The sequence below is a fragment of the Duganella sp. AC917 genome, assembly GCF_979258245.1.
This window is the reverse complement of sequence record NZ_OZ409848.1, coordinates 2,713,583-2,733,085: the sequence shown is the minus strand read 5'-3', so window position 1 is coordinate 2,733,085 and position 19,503 is coordinate 2,713,583. Positions and strand designations below refer to the sequence as shown.

The 19,503-nt window shown below is 58.0% G+C and carries 16 protein-coding genes, 3 tRNA genes and 1 pseudogene; 14 read left to right on the top strand and 6 right to left on the bottom strand.

All coding sequences use genetic code 11. The features are described from left to right. The first annotated feature begins 87 nt into the window (after window positions 1–87). Window positions 88–507, top strand: coding sequence for a hypothetical protein (locus ACZ0BA_RS11785; protein ID WP_463451460.1), 420 nt, complete (start codon window positions 88–90; stop codon window positions 505–507). 115 nt (window positions 508–622) lie between these two features. On the opposite strand, the gene ACZ0BA_RS11780 is transcribed toward ACZ0BA_RS11785, so the two are convergent. From ACZ0BA_RS11780 to ACZ0BA_RS11770, 3 genes are all read right to left on the bottom strand, one after another. Continuing rightward, window positions 623–1,600 carry a diguanylate cyclase domain-containing protein gene (locus ACZ0BA_RS11780; RefSeq protein ID WP_463451459.1) on the bottom strand — a complete coding sequence of 326 codons (978 nt, stop codon included), beginning with the start codon at window positions 1,598–1,600 and terminating at the stop codon, window positions 623–625. Window positions 1,601–1,891: 291 nt separating this feature from the next. After that, window positions 1,892–4,099: a hybrid sensor histidine kinase/response regulator gene (locus ACZ0BA_RS11775; protein WP_463451458.1), complete on the bottom strand. Its 2,208-nt coding sequence runs from the start codon at window positions 4,097–4,099 to the stop codon at window positions 1,892–1,894. Between the two features lie 163 nt (window positions 4,100–4,262). Continuing rightward, window positions 4,263–5,096, bottom strand: coding sequence for a response regulator (locus ACZ0BA_RS11770; RefSeq protein WP_463451457.1), 834 nt, complete (start codon window positions 5,094–5,096; stop codon window positions 4,263–4,265). Between the two features lie 320 nt (window positions 5,097–5,416). Here ACZ0BA_RS11770 and ACZ0BA_RS11765 point away from each other — a divergent pair, with 320 nt between their 5' ends. From ACZ0BA_RS11765 to ACZ0BA_RS11720, 10 genes are all read left to right on the top strand, one after another. Further along, on the top strand, window positions 5,417–5,647 hold the full coding sequence (locus ACZ0BA_RS11765; RefSeq protein ID WP_463451456.1) for a hypothetical protein: 231 nt from the start codon (window positions 5,417–5,419) through the stop codon (window positions 5,645–5,647). Between the two features lie 188 nt (window positions 5,648–5,835). After that, window positions 5,836–5,912, top strand: a tRNA-Arg gene (locus tag ACZ0BA_RS11760). Between the two features lie 125 nt (window positions 5,913–6,037). After that, window positions 6,038–6,114: transfer RNA gene (locus tag ACZ0BA_RS11755), tRNA-Arg, on the top strand. Window positions 6,115–6,285: 171 nt separating this feature from the next. After that, a tRNA-Arg gene (locus ACZ0BA_RS11750) sits at window positions 6,286–6,362 on the top strand. A 226-nt stretch (window positions 6,363–6,588) separates the two neighbouring features. Then, entirely contained in the window at window positions 6,589–7,734 is a 1,146-nt protein-coding gene (locus ACZ0BA_RS11745) for an alpha-hydroxy acid oxidase (RefSeq protein WP_463451455.1), read from the top strand. A gap of 25 nt (window positions 7,735–7,759) precedes the next feature. Continuing rightward, window positions 7,760–8,338 (top strand): YdeI/OmpD-associated family protein, encoded by a 579-nt coding sequence (locus tag ACZ0BA_RS11740; RefSeq protein WP_463451454.1) that lies wholly within the window; start codon window positions 7,760–7,762, stop codon window positions 8,336–8,338. A 235-nt stretch (window positions 8,339–8,573) separates the two neighbouring features. Continuing rightward, complete coding sequence (locus ACZ0BA_RS11735) at window positions 8,574–9,356, top strand: class I SAM-dependent methyltransferase (protein WP_463451453.1); 783 nt, start codon at window positions 8,574–8,576, stop codon at window positions 9,354–9,356. Between the two features lie 342 nt (window positions 9,357–9,698). Further along, window positions 9,699–10,205, top strand: coding sequence for a hypothetical protein (locus ACZ0BA_RS11730; RefSeq protein ID WP_463451452.1), 507 nt, complete (start codon window positions 9,699–9,701; stop codon window positions 10,203–10,205). 56 nt (window positions 10,206–10,261) lie between these two features. After that, window positions 10,262–10,474: a DUF6434 domain-containing protein gene (locus tag ACZ0BA_RS11725; protein WP_463451451.1), complete on the top strand. Its 213-nt coding sequence runs from the start codon at window positions 10,262–10,264 to the stop codon at window positions 10,472–10,474. 370 nt (window positions 10,475–10,844) lie between these two features. Continuing rightward, a complete protein-coding gene (locus ACZ0BA_RS11720) occupies window positions 10,845–11,546 on the top strand; it encodes a hypothetical protein (protein WP_463451450.1) in 702 nt (233 codons plus the stop codon). 119 nt (window positions 11,547–11,665) lie between these two features. Here the strand turns inward: ACZ0BA_RS11720 and ACZ0BA_RS11715 are convergent, their stop codons facing one another. After that, complete coding sequence (locus tag ACZ0BA_RS11715; RefSeq protein ID WP_463451449.1) at window positions 11,666–11,794, bottom strand: hypothetical protein; 129 nt, start codon at window positions 11,792–11,794, stop codon at window positions 11,666–11,668. 62 nt (window positions 11,795–11,856) lie between these two features. Further along, a protein-coding gene (locus ACZ0BA_RS11710; RefSeq protein ID WP_463451448.1) for an IS3 family transposase occupies window positions 11,857–12,923 on the bottom strand; the annotation gives its coding sequence in 2 pieces (ribosomal slippage) (window positions 11,857–12,662 and window positions 12,662–12,923; 1,068 coding nt in all). A gap of 415 nt (window positions 12,924–13,338) precedes the next feature. Here ACZ0BA_RS11710 and ACZ0BA_RS11705 point away from each other — a divergent pair. The 3 genes and pseudogenes from ACZ0BA_RS11705 to ACZ0BA_RS11695 all read left to right on the top strand — a co-directional run. Beyond that, complete coding sequence (locus tag ACZ0BA_RS11705; protein WP_463451447.1) at window positions 13,339–13,563, top strand: hypothetical protein; 225 nt, start codon at window positions 13,339–13,341, stop codon at window positions 13,561–13,563. Window positions 13,564–13,593: 30 nt separating this feature from the next. Next, complete coding sequence (locus ACZ0BA_RS11700) at window positions 13,594–13,785, top strand: hypothetical protein (protein ID WP_463451446.1); 192 nt, start codon at window positions 13,594–13,596, stop codon at window positions 13,783–13,785. A 1,075-nt stretch (window positions 13,786–14,860) separates the two neighbouring features. Next, window positions 14,861–14,982, top strand: a pseudogene (locus ACZ0BA_RS11695) (transposase); the annotation flags it as partial. 813 nt (window positions 14,983–15,795) lie between these two features. On the opposite strand, the gene ACZ0BA_RS11690 reads toward ACZ0BA_RS11695, so the two are convergent. Then, complete coding sequence (locus ACZ0BA_RS11690) at window positions 15,796–19,329, bottom strand: nSTAND1 domain-containing NTPase (protein WP_463451445.1); 3,534 nt, start codon at window positions 19,327–19,329, stop codon at window positions 15,796–15,798. Window positions 19,330–19,503: the final 174 nt, after the last annotated feature.

Here is a 19,503-nt window from a genome sequence, read left to right as displayed (position 1 = left end):
TCCAGAACGCCAATGTTTGATTCCGCACAGACCCTTCGTTGCGCGCCTGTCACAGTGCACACGTAACCCCACTAAAGGAAAAACATCATGAATATCGATACCATCGTCGACAAGGAATATTTAGGGCTGAGTTTCAGGGCCTTGGCCGAAGCGCCGGTGAGCGCCTTGCGCGGCATCAGCCCCAAGGACGCCAAAGCGTTGGCCCAGGCATTCGACGTGCACAGCGTGCGCGACCTGTCCAAGCTGGAATTCGTCAAGTGGGCGCAAGCCATCGCCACGCTGGCCGACCATGAGCAGGAAACCCCGGAAGAGCAGGCCAAGGAAACGCTGCTTGATGGCGGCATCGAGATGACGTTCCCGGCCAGCGATCCGGTCTCGGTCGATTCGGGCATTACCCGCATCGAGGTTCCGCCGGACATGGTCAACGCCAAAGCCGACCATCAGCACGCCAATAATGTGGACGAAGGCAGCAAGTCCGGCGCCAAGCAAAAGGTCGCCGAGCACTAATCGCCGGCCAGGGAAGGGTAGCGCGCGCCGCGTATGGTCGCGCGCTCGCTTGCCATGTGGCGCAGACAGCAGAAGGGCGGGTATATTACCCGCCCTTTTTTTTACCGCGTGGCTTTCAGGCCGGTGCCGGCGACCTGACGTGTTGCCGGGTCGGCTGGTTGCGCAGCGTTTGCGCGGTGCAGCTGCGGTTCTTGCCCGAGCGCTTGGCCTCGTACAGCGCGGCGTCGGCCATGGCGATCACCGAGGCGACCTCGTCGGCGTCGTCCGGGAAAATGCCGATGCCGATACTGGTCGACAGCTGCAAGGTCAGGCCATTAATGATGTAAGGCTCGGAAACCGCCTCGATCAGCTTGCTGGCAGGTTCCTGGGTATCGCCCAGGTGCGCGATATTGCCCATGACGATGACGAATTCGTCGCCGCCGACGCGCGCGACGGTGTCTTCCTTGCGGGCGCATCCGACCAGGCGCTGCGCCACCATTTTAAGGATGTCGTCGCCGGTGGCGTGGCCGTGGGTGTCGTTGATGGCCTTGAAGCCGTCCAGGTCAAGATACATGACCGCCGCCTTGTTCTGCTGGCGCGTCGCATGTTGCAGCACGGTGGCGATACGGTCCTCGAGCAGGCGGCGGTTCGGCAGCCCGGTCAGCGGATCGTGCAGCGCCAGTTCCTGCTGCTGGCGGCTGTACTGCGCCAGTTCCTTGTACAGCAGGCGCACCTCGAGCATGTTGTGGATGCGTTTGTGCACCTCGAGCAGGTCGAACGGTTTGCTGATGAAGTCGCGCGCGCCAGCTTCCAGCGCGGCGATCTTGAAACTTGGTTGGGCGGTCAAGGCCAGCACCGGCAGGTAGCCGCCTTGTTCGATCTCCTTCAGGCCCTTCATGACCTGGAAACCATTGAGTCCCGGCATTTGCAGATCGAGCAAAATCAAGTCATAGCACTGCTGGCGGTGCATCGGGCACACCTGTTCTGGCAGCATCGTCGACGCGACATTGGTATAACCGGCTTCGCGCAGGATCTCCAGCATCAGGTCGACGTTGTCGGCACTGTCATCCACCACCAGAATCTTGGCGTGTAGAATTTCGTCTCGGCTCGGCATATTTGTCTCTGTCTGTCTCTTAAAACGGCCGGAATGGCCGGGGAAACGCCCATAATAAATCGATAATATAGCAAACCGCTGTGCTGCGGCGCACACATCTGTAACTTATTGCTGCACGGAAATAATTGTAACCCGATCCGGCGAATTTTTGTAGTGTAACAAGGCTTCTCCGGATTGCTTGTAGGACAGTGCCGCGTCTTAAGGTAGGAGGAAATATGTACCGAGTGGCAATATTGATTACCCCTGTTTATCGTGCGTCATCGCAGTTTCTCCGCTGTTGACTACAGGATATCACGCGTGGCGGTGCGCCGCGCCCATCGCCGCGACTTTGGAAATGAGCTCGCTGGGCTCTACCGGCTTTGAAATATGCGCCATGAAGCCGCTCGACAGGGCGCGCACCCGGTCCTCCGAGCGTGCAAACGCTGTCAGCGCGATGGCCGGCAAATTGCCGCCGTGCGCCGGGCCCAGCGCGCGGATGCGGTCGAGCAGGCCATAGCCGTCGACTTCCGGCATGCCCAGGTCGCTGACCATCAAATCGGGCCGCGCGTGCTGAAGCAAACTGAGCGCTTCGGTGGCGGTGGCGGCTGTCAGGACGTCGGCGTTGCAGTCATTAAGTATGCGTTTGATCAACTCGCGGGCGTCGTCTTCGTCGTCTACAACCAACACTTGCAATCCGGATAGATCATGCGTTGCAGCAGAAACCACGCCGTTGCCGCCGGCGCCGGCGGCCGCCTCGTTTTTCCCCGTGCGGCGCGGCAAGCGCACCGTGAAGCAGGCGCCCAATCCTTCGCCGGCGCTCTCGGCGCTGACGGTGCCGCCATGCTGCTCGACCAGATGCTTAACGATCGACAGTCCCAGCCCCAGTCCGCCGTGCTGGCGCGTGGTGGTGGCGTCGGCCTGGCGGAAGCGTTCGAACACGTGGGCGATAAAGCCGGGCGCGATGCCGATGCCGGTGTCGCGCACGAAGATGGCGATCTGGTCGGCTTCGCGCCGCACGCCGACCGTGACCGTGCCGCCGTGCGGGGTGAACTTGATGGCGTTGGTCAGCAGGTTCCAGATGATTTGCTGCAAGCGGTTGGCGTCGCCGGCGACCATGCCGGCCAGCGCCTCGAATTCGGTGTGCAGGTGGATGTGCTTGGCCTGGGCGGCCGGGCGCACCGTCTCGATGGCGGCGGCGGCGATCGCCGACGGCGACAGCGACAGCATTTCAAGCTGCACCTTGCCGGAGGCGATGCTGCTCATGTCGAGCAAATCCTCGATCAGCTGCGCCTGCGCGCGGGCGTTGCGTTCGATGGTTTGCAGGCCGCGGTGCAGGTCGGCCTGGTCGCGGCTGCCCCGGCGCAGCACCTGGGCCCAGCCCAGGATGGCCGTCAGCGGCGTGCGCAGCTCGTGCGACAACGTGGCCAGGAATTCGTCCTTCATCTGGCTGGTGCGCTCGGCCTCGGCGCGCGCCTGGCGCTCGCTGTCGAGCAATACCTTGCGCTCCTCGGCCGCCTGCTGGGCGGCATGGTAAAGGCGGGCGTTGTCGATCGCGATGGCGGCCTGGGCGGCCACGCCGCCGATGATGCGCTCGGTGCGTTCGGAAAACATGCCCGGTTCCGGATGGCCGAAGCACAGGCAACCGATCACCGCGCCCGAGCTCAGCGCCACCGGCACGGCAAGATAGCTGCGCACCGCCGGCTGGCCGGGCGCCGCCTGGCGCGACTCGGCTTGCAGGTCGTCGCTGCGCAGCGGCCCCTTGCCGCTCATGTTCGGACCGAGCAGGGCGGCCGCGCGCGGCGCGCCGAAGTCGGCGAAACCGGCTGGCGCCCCGCTCGACAGCGTGTGCAGCAGGGCCGCCGCGCCGTCGCCGTCCAGGCCTTGATGGAAAAAGGCGCCAAAGCGCGCGCCGCTGATGCTGGTGGCGGCGTCGGTCAGTTCCTGCAACAGTGGATGCAAGTTGCGGGTGGACGCCAGCGCGGTGCCGGTGCGGTTGACCAGTTCAAGCACGGCGGTTTCATCGCGCAGCGCTTCCTGCGCCCGCTTGACCTGATCGACGTCGGTGCAGGTGCCGAACCAGCGCAGGATTAGTCCGTTGCTGCCGTGCACCGGGTTGGCGCGGGTGAGGAACCAGCGGAACTCGCCGTCGGCGCTGCGGATGGGTACTTCCAGTTCGAACGGGACGCCGCTGGCGCGGCACTGTTCCCACAGATCGAGCATCGCGTCCAGGCAATCGGGGGCGTAGACATCGCGCCAGCCGCCGGCGACCATTTGCTCGGGCGTGGTGCCGGTGTAGTCGTACCAGCGCTGGTTGTACCAGATCATGGTGCCGTCCTGCTCGGCGATCCAGGCCAGTTGCGGCATGGAATTGGCCAGCGCGCGCAATTCGAGTTGGCTTTGGCGCAATGCTTCGCGCGCGTTCAGCAACTCCTCGTGGGCGCTTGGCGCGCTGATGAGCATGGCGTCGCTCGCCAGGGGGGCGGGCGCGATGACGTCGTTGGGCTCGTTGGGAAGAATCATGTGTCACTTCAGGCTGCCGCGCGGCCTGTGCCGCCAGGTGGCGGCCGCAGGGTCGCCAGGCTCACGCTTGACGGTTTACGGTGTCTACATTGTAACGCTTTGCCAACGCCGGCACCGCACGGTTGACGCTATCGAAGTCCGGCGCGCGATCGCCGGGCCGCTATCACGGGGCCGGTTCGCGCAGACGCTGGCTGATTTGGTCGAGTGCGCTCTGCAGTTGTTCGATGTCGTATGGTTTTTGCAACGATCTTGCCGGAAACTCCAGATGGCGGGTCAACTCGTCGCCGTAGCCCGAGGCGAACATCAGTTCCAGCCCCGGCAACTGCTGCAGTGCCCGGCGTGCCAGGTCGACGCCGGACATGCCGGGCAGGCTGACGTCCGTGAACAGCACGTCGAACGACTGGCGCGACAATTCCGGCAGCGCCTCCTCGCCGGAGGCGGCCGGATGCACCTCGTGGCCGAGCGCGCGCAGCGTTTCGCACACCAGGTAGCGGGCGTCGGCGTTATCCTCGACCACGAGCAGGCGCAGCGGGCGAGTGTCGGCCACGGATGCGGCCGGCGTCGCCAGCGCCGGCGACAGCGCGCACAGGATGCCTGCCACGTTGTCGCTTTCGTCGCGGATCGGCGTGTAATACAAGTCCAGCGGCAACTGCGTGACGCCGCCGTTGCGCCACACCGGCAGGTTGTTGCCGAGGTAGCTGGCGCTGCGGCCCTCCCAAGCCTGGCGGATGGCGGCGCTGTTCCAGCTCCATGCGGCCGGCTGCATCGACGGCACGTTGGCGCCGGGCGCGCGCAGACTGGCCAAGCCGATCAGCGCGGCGTAGGCGTCGTTGTAGACCATGACTTGCTCGCGGCCCCACATCAGCACCATCGGCAGCGGCGAATTGAGCAGGATGTCGACCGTCAGGCGCAGGCAAGGGGGCCAGCCGCCGCGATCGCCAAGGGCAGTGCGTGACCAGTCGGGGGTAGGGAACGGCGCGGATTCGGTTCGATTCATACGTTGTGGACGGCCTGTTTATGATCTGTTATCTGTCTTATGAAAAGGCAAAGCTGATCGAATCGTACACGGTAAAAAAAAAGCCCGCTACAGGAGCGGGCTAAATCTATTTCCTTGGAGGAGAATAGAGGAGACAGGTCAATGATGCTGCAACGCGCAATCGAATGCAAATTTTTATTGATGATGATGGAGATCACAGTGGTGAATAAGGCGAAAAACGTAGATTTTTTATCTATGTTGCAGCGCATTGGGCAGGGCCCGTGGGATACACTGCGGCACTGCGTTCATAGCGGCAGAGGCCGCAAACAGGGAGGTTTGCCATGGTTACCGTCGTCCGACACCGGAAAGTAAATATTGTTGTACTGGAGCAAAACGAGCAACTTGCCAGTCACTGCAAGGCTGGCGATATCGGCATCATTTCCGACGATGCGGGCTGGTGGGTGAAATTTATCGGGGAGGGCGGCCAGGTCGATTGCTACGGCATACCGTATCCTTCATACAACGAAGCGTTGTGGTCGGCGAAGGCGGCGGCCGAATTCGGCGTGGGCTAGACAAGTCCGAAAACTGTCCCTATAATGCTGCTTCTTTCGAACGGTACGCCGCTTGAAAGAGGTGCAACAGAGCATGAAGCAAATGCTTTGCGAAGAAGTTGATTTGGTCTGCAGTACGACCAGCCAACTAAACGATAGAAAAAATCGAACTTTGCAAAACGAAATTAATGCTTTATAATGTTGCCAACGCGGCTGTAGCTCAGCTGGATAGAGTACTTGGCTACGAACCAAGGGGTCGTGGGTTCGATTCCTGCCAGCCGCACCAAAATTCGTAAGTGGGAGGCCTGAAGCGAAATCTTCAGGCCTTTTTGCTTTGCGCGAGAGTGCCGGTAAATTTCCTAAAAGGAATGCTTCTCTAATCAGGAAATCGCTGCTATAATCTTGTTTTTCGCGGCTGTAGCTCAGCTGGATAGAGTACTTGGCTACGAACCAAGGGGTCGTGGGTTCGATTCCTGCCAGCCGCACCAAAATTCGTAAGACGAAAGGCCTGAAGAGCAATCTTCAGGCCTTTTATCTTTACAACTCCGGGGGGCAGGTCCACCATTTTTACGCGGCCTCTGCGCTATGAAATAATGTGTGAACATTTCGCTTTTCTGACCTTCTCGATTCGAGATTGCCCTGCTATAATGTTGTCTTTCGCGGCTGTAGCTCAGCTGGATAGAGTACTTGGCTACGAACCAAGGGGTCGTGGGTTCGATTCCTGCCAGCCGCACCAAAATTCGTAAGTAGAAGGGCCTGAAGAGAAATCTTCAGGCCTTTTTGCTTTGTGCCGGCGCTATTTGGGGTTGGCCCGTTGTAGGCCGCTGGTTTGGCCGCTACCTGCTCGCGCGAAAATCAACTCCTTGATTATCCTGCCTTACAGGCCTTTGTAGTCCCACATTCCTATTGGCATTTTCACCAAAATGCCCGATGATTTATCGATTATCGCCCAAGGAGTGCGCATGACCATCATCACCAGTATCGAAGACCTGCGCGTTCTGGCCAAGAAGCGCGTTCCGCGCATGTTCTACGATTACGCCGATGCCGGCTCCTGGACCGAATCGACCTACCGCGCCAATAACGAAGACTTCGCGAAGATCAAATTCCGCCAGCGGGTCGCCGTCAATCTGGAAAATCGCACGCTGGCCAGCAGCATGGTCGGCCAACATGTGACGATGCCGGTGGCCCTCGCGCCGACCGGGTTGACCGGCATGCAGCACGCCGACGGCGAAATCCTCGCCGCCAAGGCTGCGGAAAAATTCGGCGTGCCGTTCACCTTGTCGACGATGAGCATTTGTTCGATCGAGGACATCGCCGCCAACACCAGCAAGCCTTTCTGGTTCCAGCTCTACGTGATGAAGGATCGGGAATTCATCAACCGGCTGATCGACCGCGCCAAGGCCGCGCGCTGCTCGGCGCTGGTGTTGACGCTGGATTTGCAGGTGCTCGGCCAGCGCCATAAGGATCTGCGCAATGGCCTGTCGGCGCCGCCCAAACTGACTGTCGCCAATATGATCAACCTGGCCACCAAGCCGCGCTGGTGCTTTGGCATGCTGGGCACCAAGCGTCGCAGCTTTGGCAATATCGTCGGCCATGCGACGTCGGTGTCGGATATGTCGTCGCTGTCGTCGTGGACCAGCCAGCAGTTCGATCTGAGCCTGTCGTGGAAGGATGTGGAGTGGATCAAGCAGCGCTGGGGCGGTAAGTTGATCATCAAAGGCATCATGGACGCGGAAGACGCGCGGCTGGCAGTCGAAAGCGGCGCCGACGCGCTGATCGTCTCCAACCACGGCGGCCGTCAGCTCGATGGCGCGCAGTCGTCGATCGGTGCGCTGCCCGCCATCGTGGAGGCGGTCGGCAAGCAGATCGAAGTGCATATGGACGGCGGTATCCGTTCCGGCCAGGATGTGATCAAGGCCGTGGCGCTGGGCGCGAAAGGCGTTTATATTGGACGTCCGTTCCTGTATGGCCTGGGTGCGATGGGCGAGCAGGGCGTGAGCAAATGCCTGGAGATCATCCGCAACGAGGCCGATCTGACGATGGCCTTCTGCGGTCTGCGCGATCTGCAGCATGTCGACCGCAACATCCTTCTTCCCGGGACTTATTGAGAGGCCAGCCATGTCGGAGCACACCTTGAATCCGAAAGTCGACACCTATCTGGAACGGCTAAAGAATTGGGTGGACGAGGTGCGCGCGTTGCGGGCGATTTGTCTCGACGGCGGACTTGTCGAGGATGTGAAGTGGGGCGTGCCATGCTATACGCTGGACGGGCGCAACGTGGTGCTGATCCACTCGTTCAAGGAGTATTGTGCGCTGCTTTTTTTTAAGGGCGCGCTGCTGAAGGATGCCAAGGGCATCCTGATCCGGCAGACCGACAATGTGCAAGCGGCGCGGCAGGTGCGCTTCAAGGATGTCGAGGAAATCCGCAAGCTGAGAACCGTGTTGAAAGCGTATATCGCGGAAGCGCTGAAGGTGGAGCAGTCCGGCGTCAAGGTCGAGTTCAAGAAGACCGAGGAGTTTGCGGTGCCGGAGGAATTCCAGTCCAGGCTCGATGAAATGCAGGACCTGCGCAGCGCTTTCGAGGCATTGACGCCGGGGCGCAGGCGGGCTTATTTGCTGCATTTTTCGTCGGCCAAACAGTCGAAGACGCGCGCGGCGCGGGTGGCTAAAGCCATTCCCGATATTTTAAGCGGGAAGGGGATGGATGATTAGGTGTACCAGCTTAAACTTGAACTGACACGAACTGTCAGATCAGTGAAAGTTCCGATAGCCCACTACCGGCCAGTGGCAGAGAAAAGGTTCCAGGACGTGACCACCTATTGTCGGCAGTACGCTCGCGAACGCATTTCGATGCATGCAATGTTAACTTGACGACAAGTATGGCATGGTCGATGATTGCCAGGCGGCACGGCATAGCGCTGCTGCCCTCGACCCTGGAGACGACACAATGAAGATATTCAATCTGGCCGCCGGTTTGCTAGCGTGCAGCCTGGCCGGCCTCGCGCCGGCCGCTGATAAGGCCGACGATGTCCAGCTGCGCACGGCCATTGCAGCCAGCCACCGGAGCAGCACCAACGTGGCGCGCGATAGATGGCGCCATCCTTACGAAACGCTCACTTTCTTCGGTATCAAGCCGACCATGACAGTGGTCGAACTGGAGCCGGAAGGCGGCTGGTACACCGAGATCCTGGCGCCCTACCTGCGCACGGACGGCAAGCTGATCAGCGCTGGCGCCATATCCAAGACCTTGCTGGAGTCCAACCCGGCGGTCTATGACAAAGTCGTGCGGGGTGCATTCAGTCCGCAAAAGGCCATCTACAACTTCGCCCCGGCAAACAGCGTCGACATGGTGCTCACCTTCCGCAACGTGCACAACTTCGTCGAGATGGGCGACGACAAGGTCAAGGATATGTTCAAGGCGCTGTACATCAGCCTGAAGCCCGGCGGCGTGCTGGGCGTGACTGACCACCGCCTGCCGGAATCGATGCAGCAAGATGCCACGGCCACGAGCGGCTATGTCCACCAGACGTATGTGATCAATATGGCAGAGAGCGCCGGCTTCAAGCTTGCCGGCAAATCGGAGATCAACGCCAATCCGAAGGACAAGGCCGACCATAAGGGCGGCGTGTGGGCGCTGCCGCCGACCCTGAGCAACGCCGCACTTGATCGCGACAGGTACCAAGCCATCGGCGAGAGCGACCGCATGACGCTCAAGTTCGTGAAGCCATAAACGACCGGTGCTCGCCGCGGCCAACGTAACGCCCCGGCGAGTATTTCTGGATTTTTGATGCACTGTCGCGCGTCGTCGTGCCGAAGCTTCCCCTTGCGGCTGAATCCGGCCACGAGCAGACGGAATGGAAAAACCGAGTATGAAACGAAGTCGTAATTTTCTTTTGGTCGGAGCGCTCCTGGGTATTGCTGCTGTGTCGGTATGGGCTTGGCGTGAGATTGCAATTGACCGATGCCTGGACAATAGTGGCCGCTGGAACTATCAGGAGTCAAAATGTGAAATGCGGCGATAGGCGGCAAGCGGCCAGAAGCGGTCAGTCAAAAAACGAAAGACACCTAATACATGCTAAGTCTTGAGGATAGAAAGTGGCAAGAGTTCCACGGCGGTTACAGAGTTCCCTATGATGCGTCGGTAGCCTTGCGGTCGATGCAAGATGGAATTGATGTATGGGATGAGCTATGGGAAGAGCTTCATCATCAAGGTGACGTCGATATCGCTTCCTACGCGTCAATTCCTCAATTGGTGCGAATTGCAAGCAGCAGGATAGCCCGCAATTGGAATTTTTACGGATTGTTGGCGACCATAGAGATTGCACGCTATCGCAAAGGCAATCCCGCAGTGCCAGCGTGGTTGAAAGCCGAATACGACGGCGCTTGGGCGCAAGCCTACGCCTTAGCCTTGATTGACGTAGACTCAGAAATTGACAGCCCAACTACTACTGCCATTCTCGGTGTAATCGCTTTGGCAAAGGGGGAGCTTAAGCTCGGTGCCATGCTTTCCGGCTTGGATGAATCGGACTTGGATGAGTGGTTGGAAGAACGACTGGCTTGGTCCGAACTGTACGAATAATTCGCCTTTCGGCCAAGAGCAGCCGCACACGTCATCAATATTTGGAGAGATTGGACATGAAGTTCGATTGGCATGGCGGAGAAATTTCGCGTACAACGAAAATCGATTCTGAGTACAAGAACACGCAAAACGTTCGGCGTTTTCTTTCCCACCAGTGTGGGCCAGATTTCAAGTTCGACCGCGAACTTATGGCGTGGGTGCGCAACGGCATTGCGAAGAACATGGGCGACGTGGCGGACGAATGGACGCGTCGTATAAAGCGCGGCTGAGTTCGGCCAGAAGCGGTCCCTCCACAGTCGCGAGTCATCGGATGATTCGAGTCGAAGAGCCGTGGGCCAACACGCATTTTTGCGAAAAGTAACGCACAAAAGTAATGACATCGATAATACAAGGAGAACCGAAGCCCAAGGTTCTGGTCACCGGCGCAGGTGGTCGTATAGGTTCGGCTTTCCTGCGTACGCACTCAAACTATGATCTGCGTGTGGCGGATTGAGATGTCTCTCGCCTTGAAAAACATTCACGTAACGTCCTGCAGGAAAACTGCAAAATGATAAAATGTTAATATGTGCTTACAAAGTCCTGTTCATCTGCGTCTACTTATCCATGCTGCTTTTGCAGCTTCAAACTACAGGGAAATATATGAAGAAATTGACGAGTTTCGTCGCATTTTTCGCGCTCATGAGTGCGGGGCCGGTGATGGCAGCCCAAGATATTGCTGGCGTGAAGTTAGGGATACCGCTATCAGTGCAAAAAAGTCTAATCGCCAAAGCCAACCCAGCGTATCAATTGGAAGACATCAAGTTGCGTAACGGTGTGGTCGCAGGCGTGACCGCCATCGCAAGGAAGAATCAACAAATCGTGGACCAGATGGTGGTACTGCAAGATAAAACCGGAATTGTTTGGTTCGTAACTCGGGGCCAGGCATTGGATAAGGGCAATCGCTTGCTACCAGGAGCTTTCACAGCTTCTCTGAAAGAAAAATACGGTCCCGTTAGTCGCGATCAGGGAGACGCGCTATCTTGGTCTTATGACCGAAGCGGAAAGCAGGCCCATGGCGATAGTTATAACGCCCCGTGCGCAAAAATATGGGGTAGTGGCATTTATTACTCCTCCGTTAGCGGTGAGCAGCTCAACATCCCCTCGGAGTTTGACGAAAAATGCGGCATCGCATTTAGAGCCCATGCGGGCAGCAATTCGAATGACGGCATGATCTCGTCATTCTCAGTGATGATGGTTGATGCCGCACGGCGGTATGATGAAATCAATGCCAAGGAATCTGGCGAGGCAGCGGCACACAAGAAGTTGCTCAACAGTGAAAAAGACAATAAGCCGATACTATAAACGATAGATGAATCAGTGGCCAACGGCGAACTGGCAGGAAGCAGAAACGGCCCTACCGCATTAAGATTCAGCATTAAAATTCTTCCGCTGGATTGCCGATTGCGTTACTGTCCTCGGGACTACAGTTGTTCTTGGTTCTGTTCGTCTGTCAACGCGCTGCGTTTAGGCTTGCCGTCCTTTTCTTTGATTTTGAACGCGAAGTCAGTAATGGCGCGGCTGGTCTTGATTGGCTTGTAGCTTTCCGTCACGCGGTAATCCCCCCATTTTTAGAGCGCGCTAAAAGTAGAGGTTAAGCGGCCAAGGCAAGCTTCTATTTTGGGGCGATGCCGCCAAGTGCCATGTTCGGTCGGTCGTGATTGTAAGTCCACAACCATCGGGTTGCAAAATCCTGGATCTCATCAAGCGTGTCGAATAAGTGATGGGCCAGCCAATCGTAGCGCACCGTGCGGTTATAGCGCTCGACGTAGGCGTTCTGCTGCGGCTGTCCAGGCTGGATGAAGTCAATGCGGATGCCGCGCCTGGCGGCCCAGGCCAAGGTCAGCGCGCTGATGTACTCGGGGCCGTTATCGCAACGAATGACCTGTGGCTTGCCTCGCCATTCGATGATCCTGTCGAGCGATCGGATCACCCGTTCAGCGGGCAGGGAGAAGTCGACCTCAATACCAAGTCCTTCGCGGTTGTAGTCGTCGATCACGTTGAATAAACGGATGCTGCGGCCATCAGCAAGTTGGTCGTGCATGAAGTCCATAGACCAGGTCTGGTTGATCTGCGTGGGCACGGCCAAGGGCAGCGGTTTTTCCCGCACCAGACGATGCCGTGGCTTGATCCGCATATTCAGTTCCAGCTCACGGTAAATCCGGTAGACGCGTTTGTGGTTCCAACTGAACGACTTCACGTTGCGCAGGAATAGGAAGCACAGCCCGAAGCCCCAATTACGCTGACTGGTGGTCAGGCGCACCAACCAATCGGCAATGATTTCGTTCTCCACGTTCAGCTTGGCTTCGTAGCGATAGCAGGTTTGGCTGATGCCAAAGGCCAGGCAAGCGACCCTGACGCTCATGCGGCCTGCCTCAAGGTAGTGACGCGCCATCTCACGTCGGCGAGATGGCGTCACCACTTTTTTGCCAGTGCCTCCGCAACGATCTCGGCCTTCAGGCGCTCCTCGGCATACATCTTTTTCAGGCGACGATTTTCATCTTCCAGTTCCTTCATGCGGGCCATTAACGACGCATCCAGGCCGCCGAACTTAGAGCGCCACTTATAGAACGTGGCGTTGCTGATGCCGTGCTCGCGGCAGAGCTCAGGAACCGGGGAGCCGCCCTCGGCTTGCTTGAGGATGGCGATGATCTGGCTATCGGTAAAACGGGACGTCTTCATGCAGAACTTTCAAAAAATCTGAGTTTAGAAAATTCTACTTTTAAACGCTATCATTTGCTGGGGGGATTACCCGACTCATCTATAATTATTTCCGACGACATGGGAGGAGGGTATGCGGGTCTGGCGCTGCTAACTGTTCGAGGACAAGGCCTTGACAATGCCTTGCGTGGCAATCTATGTGAAGCGGCCTATTTATCGATGCCGTCTATCTCGTCAATTTTTCGGCGTCGAGTTTCGCCATCGTGTGCTATCCGGCCTTGCCCGTCGAGTTGGAGCCATGGACGATGTCGTTCCCTCCTGACGCGCGCATGCGTTTCATTCCGATAGGCGAAGCGGTGCAGCGATACTGGCTTCGTGCGCGCCGGCCTTGGCGGTGGCGGTATAGTGATATACCACCAATACACCAGGAGGCCATATGGAAAAGCAATCCTCGGCGGCGCGCGAAGCGTTTCAAGATATCGTGCAAGTTGTCGAAACCACCTCCACTGGCGAAGTGAACCGCCGTCTCGCCTTGGGCTGGGTGATCCTTGGCCTGTCGAGCAGCCAGTATATGGAAAGCACCTCGTTGCACTATCACCTTGGCTGGCGCGGCAATCTGGGTCCACCGCAAAACCCGCCACTCGATCCCAATCCGTTTTAACCGGCCCCCGCAACGAAGGCTCACTTGACTATGTATTTCTCCATCGATGGCCAGCCCCTCGATAACCACGTCACTATCATGCAGCGGCAGCAACTGGTTGACCAGGTTAACGCCGTAGTCGGCGCCATGCAACAGGACTTCATCAGCGGACGCATGCTCTATGATGCGATAGTTTCCTATGTGCGATGGTGCAAATTCATGATCGATGCGGCCACGAAATGAAATCACTCAGCAGCATGCAGCTTAAGGTGCCAGCAAACGACACTCTTGTCAGCTTGGAGGAATTGATCAGAGTTAGGGACGAGGCGAGAAAACGGTTCGAAGACGCCGTCAATACGTCTGACCGCTAAGAGGCGGCGGCGGCCCGTGGCTTTGCAACAAGCTGCCGCCGTACTCTCGGCGCACATCGATCCAGGCGAAAGGCGTCGACGATTTCGTTCCCCTTCAATTGCTGGCAGCTAGCCCGTTATTGCAGTAACGTTCGGGTGTGGTGATTCCGTATGCTAATGTTTACCCATCCCATTCTTGGATAGCCTCTACCAATGCAGCTACCCCCGCGACCTGAAGCTGACATCAATACGCGAACAGTTGAAGACGCGTATGAGCTCACCACACGCGCTACGACATTGCTTCACACCAGCAGCATGTGGTTAAGTCATGTGGCAACCTTAGGTAGAGAAAGCCATGCGATGTCGGAAAGTTTTGCGCTTGCAGCCGCACCTGCCCTCGACAATATTGACAAGGATAATCCGTGCGTCCCGCCATCGGCGTTACCCAAGTTTGTCGAGTTGGTGGCTCTTGGGCGAACGGTGACGCGTGCAATATCGCAAAATTCTGCAACATTATCTAACCTCCTTGGGAAGACTAGTGTGAGCTACTTGCCGCAAGCGGTATGCGACGCTAACACACTCATTACTCTCGACACTAAGTTCAGGAATATTTTCGCGCGACTGTCATTACTCGAAGTTAATCTTGGTCAAACAGGGTTTGCCGCGATCCACAATGGCGTCACTTCTCTACGAAATCAACATGATCAAAATGTATCGATCGCTTGTGAGACCGCGCGCGGGGTCGAAAAAATCCTAGCTAACACGATTTGCATTCTTAGGGTGCTGGAGTTTCTAGTATCTGACGTCCGATAGCCACTTTGTGAAGGTTCGCGGCACTTTTCCGCCGCTGTTCGTCGCACGCTTGGCCGTTCCACGCGATCGGCCGCCATCCTTACCGACACCATGTAGTGGTTTAATGTACCCGGACACTGATTTAGGCGCGAATGCTCGCCGTGGAGAGGTCTTTGATGAGCAAGCAAAGACATACATTTCCCCTTAGTTCAAGCAGCAGGCCGCATGCTTGGTATTGGATCAGGGATACAGCCACGTGGAGGCCAGCCAGTCGATCGGCGTCGAGGAATCGCTAATTGCGTATGTCATAGTAACGACCACTGATTCCTGCCCCAATGCGGCCACTAATTTCTATGTCAAAGCGGCCAGTCATTCTTTGAGCGCACCGTCGATTCGTGTGTAAGCCACTGTTTCCTGCTAAAGCCAGCGATTGCTGTTCCAATCCACCGATTCCTATGCCAAACCATCGATTCCTACGCCAAGCCATGGATTCCCATTTCATGCCACCGAATCCTGTTCCATGCCGGAAATTCCTATGGTAAGTGGCTACCAAGATCGAACGTCTTCAGACCTGAAGGTCAATGCTGCAACAACGTTGTAAGCGCCCAGCCGGGTGCCCCAGTAGCCCCCATCGCGCGCGTGAACGGCGTCAACGCCAACCAAGTGTTTAGCTTGCGCCGGCTATACGAGCAAGGGCGCCTTGGCGTGTGCCTGCTTTGATGCGTGACGATGGTTTGTTGCCGGTGGTGTTAACGCCGACGGCAGCTGCTCCGAACGGTACGAGTTGCGATGCTGGCACCATCGTGCTTGAGTTGGGCGAGGTCCGTGTGCGGATCGCGGGCCAACTTGAGTATTCTCATCACTGCCGCCACCCATTCTCCTAAGTCGCCGCTACCTGTTCTTACTGACCGCCGCCACTCGTTCTCATGCAGCGCCGCCACCCGGGCTTGTGAGAATTCGCGCATTTTTCAGATCAAGCAAGATGATATCCTTTATTGCCATCGGCCGAGTTCGGCCAAAAGCGGTCATTCAGCTGTGGCGAGGTAATAAAGTTCGCCACAGACTGAAAAAGTCTGCAACAGCAACCAAGGTCGCCCCTAAAGGCGTATGCTCACGTTGCACTCTGGCGGCTCGCTTCAAGAGAGATCGCCTCAACTGGTGCTTTGTCCCCAGAAATCGCCTTCCGCTTTCGCATCAGGTCACGCAGTTCCTTGCGAATACTCGCATCATCGACTCCGGCCGTAGTGCGATGCTTTCCAAGCCACGCCTCAGCTGCGTCCCAACCCTTTCTCTTCTTAAACTCCTCCCCGGTCAGGCGACCAAGCCTTTGAAGGAGCGTTGATGCGTCTGCGCCGATGAGTGGGTCGCGTCCTGCGAGAAAAACAAGTTGGAGTGCACGCTCCTTGGAGAAGACACTGTAAAGGGCAATCCTCGCCACATGGCACTCGGTTCCTATGCCGCACTGCGGAAGAAGGGTGTCCAACCGGCTGGAAAGAAGCTGCGCGTCGACTGTCGGCACCCGATCACCGATGGCACCCAGACCACGGGCAAGCGCGGAAAGTGCATCGCCGTTCTTGCTCGCCTCCATCAACGCGACGAGGCGGTTGGCTAACTGGCCGGCTATCTTCTGGGGCACCCGATCCCCAATGGCACCCAGCCCACGGGCAAGCGGGCGAAACGCATGGACGCCCCTGTTCGCTTCCATCGCCGCGACGAGACGGTTGGCCGCCAGGCCGACTGTCTCCTGCGGCACCCGATCCCTAATGGCACCGAGACCACGGGCAAACATTGAAAGCCCATCGAAGTCAGCCATGCTCGTCTCCATCAACGCGACGAGGCGGTTGGCCGCCAGGCCGGCAGTCTCCTGCGGCACTCGAGCCCCGATGGCTTCCAGCACAACGGCAAGCCTTGCTTGCGCACCGATGTCATCCTTGTCCGCCTCTGCCGCCGCCACGAGGCGGTGGACCAAGCGGCCGGCTGTCTCCTGCGGCACCCGATCCCCGATGGCACCCAGACCTCGGCCAAGCTTTAAAAGCCCGCTGACGGACTCCGTGTTCGCTTCCATTGACGTGACGAGGTGGTTGGCCGCCAAGCCGGCTGTCTCCTGCGGCACCTGATCCCTGATGGCTTCCAGCCCAACAGCAAGCCGGTAAAGCGCATCGGCGTCATCCTTGTGCGCCTCCATCACCGCGACGAGGCGGTCGGCCAACTGGCCGGCTGTCTTCTGCGGCACCCGCGCTCCGATGGCCCCCAGACTACGGGCCAGCCCGCGAAGCACAATGAATTTATTTTTGCTAGCCTCCATTGTCGCGACGAGGCGGTTTGCCAACTGGCCCGCTGTCTCCTGCGGCACCCCATTCTTAAGCGCACCCAGCCCATGGGCAAACCTTGAAAGCGCACCGAAGTCATCCTTGTCCGTCTCAATCACCGCGACGAGGCGGTTCACCAACTGGCCGGCTGTCTCCTGCGGCACCCGATCCCCGATGGCAGCCAGACCTTCGGCAAGCCTTGAAAGCGCATAGACGTCATTCTTGTGCGCCTCCATCGCCGCGACGAGGCGGTTGGCCAACTGGCCGGCAGTCTCCTGCGGCACTCGATCCACGATGGCACTCAGACCTTCGGTGAACAGTGAAAGTGCAGGAGCGCTATTCTCGTCCGTCTCTATCGTCGCGACAAGGAGTGTGGCGGCCTTGGACGCATGGTCCGCCTTATCGAGCAGCATGGCGACGACGTAGATCTCGAAAATCCCTACGGTTCCCTTCGTTTTTCCAACGAAAGGCTCGGCAGTATCCGACAATGCGTCCCAGTTGCCATCAGCCGCGAGATACAGGGCCTCTATCATCGGCCTCAGGTGCACAGCAAAATTCTCAGCCAAGTTGGAATCGTTGAGCATCAGCCTGATGACGTCACGCGCAACCGACATATTTGAGAGCGAGAAAGAGATAAGGTTCTTGATCTCTTTTTCGGAGAGTTTGGGGTCAGTATCAAAGCCTGCTGAAACGCGTTCGGCCAATTCCCGGTTCCTGGTGTTCGTTTGGATGGAATGGTAGCCAAGCGTTACCAGAAGAACTGCTAGCATTGGGGGAATGAATCTCGCGAGACTAAGGAGCGCATAGGCACGGTCACTTTCGTATCGGAAAAGACCCTTGGCGCGGTCCAGGACAAACTGAATCTGCGTCCTAAATGGAAGCAGCGCATCCCATTTTTGCATGACGCCCGAGGAACCGGCGACTGCGTTGCGCCCTTCGGCTAAGGTCAGCTTCCAATGATTGGCACGCCGGTTGGCAAGGTCGACGACGCCTGCGATATAGTCGTGATCGAGTCGCCACAATGAGTCGTTCAAGTCCTCACGTGCGAGCCGGCGGACGACCTCGCCCTCTTCAAGCGTCGTTAGCGCCGCCACGACTGCAGCTTTATCCTCCAAACCCGCCACTTCGCACAAAGCGGAGAGCGAAAGGTCCCTCGTCTTTGCCACCGTGTCCGGCTCGCAGAGCGCGACAAGAAGTCGGAGAATGTCCGGGATTGAAAGTTTGCCGTTGCGCGTAGCTTGATCGATCTGCGTTTTGATCCAATTTGCTTCGAGCCCGCGCACGCCCCCTACAGCTATGTAACCTGCGATTGTCAACTGCAGGCGAGGAAGCCCTCGAAGGCCGAGCAGCGCGACCTTGAGTTGCTGTGGCAATATGGCACCGCCGCTTGCCAGATCGTCGAGCAGTCGCGCCCGAAGGTCCGGCCAGGTCGCCAGCGGCGCGTCGATCGCACCGCTGGCGTCACTAGCAGTTCCGGACAGGCGCTCGATTAAAGCTCTGAGATATTGCGGACCAACTTTATCGACGCGGTACGGGAGAGGCTTAATGAAGCGCGCGGCTTCAAGTCCCGAGGCCATATCGTTGCGCGTTACAATAACCAGATGGAGTCGGCTTTCATGCAGCGCGGCACGAAGTGCAGTCCAGAAGGAATTCTCAGCCGCAAGTTCAGCTGCTGTTAGCCAAGTGCCAGCACGGAGGAACAGTGCACTGTGACTCAACTGATAATCATCAAACTGATCGATAATGAGGACAGGCATACGTCCAGCCTCACGTGCTGCTTCAAGCAGTTCATCAAACACTTCTGCAACCGGATTGCGGCTGGAAGGAGGCGCCTTAGCGCCGAGAGCCGCGCGAAACGCGGGCATGACTGCGCGCCAAGGACCTTCTGCCCAATCCTGCCCCGCGAGCGATTCGACGTAAACGGGCAGGTAACGATGCCCCGCCATGAGTTTTGGCGCCAGCCCCGCGCGGAGGAGTGCCGACTTGCCGACGCCGGACTCACCCTCCACGAAAAGCAACAGGGCCTCACTCAACTTCTGTTCCAGGCGATCGATGTCATCTTTTCGGCCAACCAGGTGCTCTGGCAACTCGCGACGTAGAACGAATGCGTCCGGATCAAGAAGAACCGAGCGCAGCGGAACTGCGAGAATCGCCGCACGCAAGACGATGATGGCGAAGACAGCGGCGATAATCCCGAGAAAGTAGCTTGTGTAGGGCTGCGGCAGCTTGAATCTCTCAAACGGTAGATAGAGCGCCATAAGTCCGGTGACCAGCACGCCTAGTCCGTTGATTGCCATGGTGCTTGAATTGAGACGATCGAGGAACCCGTTAGGCATGAAAGTCCCCTCTCCTGAAATTAGCTACTAAGCCTCAGCTCGCACTAGCGATTGCCAGTACGACCGCCGTGATCTTGAATTCGTCGAGTGTCGCTTTTCACTTACACAGATAATCGGACTCTTTTGGGGCGCATGCCGCCGGTCGAAGCATGGTTTCGTTCCCCCCTCCCGCCA

Coding starts and splice junctions, on each gene's coding strand:
- ACZ0BA_RS11785 (WP_463451460.1), top strand. CDS start 88: ATGAATATCGATACCATCGTCGACAAGGAATATTTAGGGCTGAGTTTC.
- ACZ0BA_RS11780 (WP_463451459.1), bottom strand. CDS start 1,600: ATGCCGAGCCGAGACGAAATTCTACACGCCAAGATTCTGGTGGTGGAT.
- ACZ0BA_RS11775 (WP_463451458.1), bottom strand. CDS start 4,099: ATGATTCTTCCCAACGAGCCCAACGACGTCATCGCGCCCGCCCCCCTG.
- ACZ0BA_RS11770 (WP_463451457.1), bottom strand. CDS start 5,096: ATGAATCGAACCGAATCCGCGCCGTTCCCTACCCCCGACTGGTCACGC.
- ACZ0BA_RS11765 (WP_463451456.1), top strand. CDS start 5,417: ATGGTTACCGTCGTCCGACACCGGAAAGTAAATATTGTTGTACTGGAG.
- ACZ0BA_RS11745 (WP_463451455.1), top strand. CDS start 6,589: ATGACCATCATCACCAGTATCGAAGACCTGCGCGTTCTGGCCAAGAAG.
- ACZ0BA_RS11735 (WP_463451453.1), top strand. CDS start 8,574: ATGAAGATATTCAATCTGGCCGCCGGTTTGCTAGCGTGCAGCCTGGCC.
- ACZ0BA_RS11730 (WP_463451452.1), top strand. CDS start 9,699: ATGCTAAGTCTTGAGGATAGAAAGTGGCAAGAGTTCCACGGCGGTTAC.
- ACZ0BA_RS11725 (WP_463451451.1), top strand. CDS start 10,262: ATGAAGTTCGATTGGCATGGCGGAGAAATTTCGCGTACAACGAAAATC.
- ACZ0BA_RS11720 (WP_463451450.1), top strand. CDS start 10,845: ATGAAGAAATTGACGAGTTTCGTCGCATTTTTCGCGCTCATGAGTGCG.
- ACZ0BA_RS11705 (WP_463451447.1), top strand. CDS start 13,339: ATGGAAAAGCAATCCTCGGCGGCGCGCGAAGCGTTTCAAGATATCGTG.
- ACZ0BA_RS11700 (WP_463451446.1), top strand. CDS start 13,594: ATGTATTTCTCCATCGATGGCCAGCCCCTCGATAACCACGTCACTATC.
- ACZ0BA_RS11690 (WP_463451445.1), bottom strand. CDS start 19,329: ATGCCTAACGGGTTCCTCGATCGTCTCAATTCAAGCACCATGGCAATC.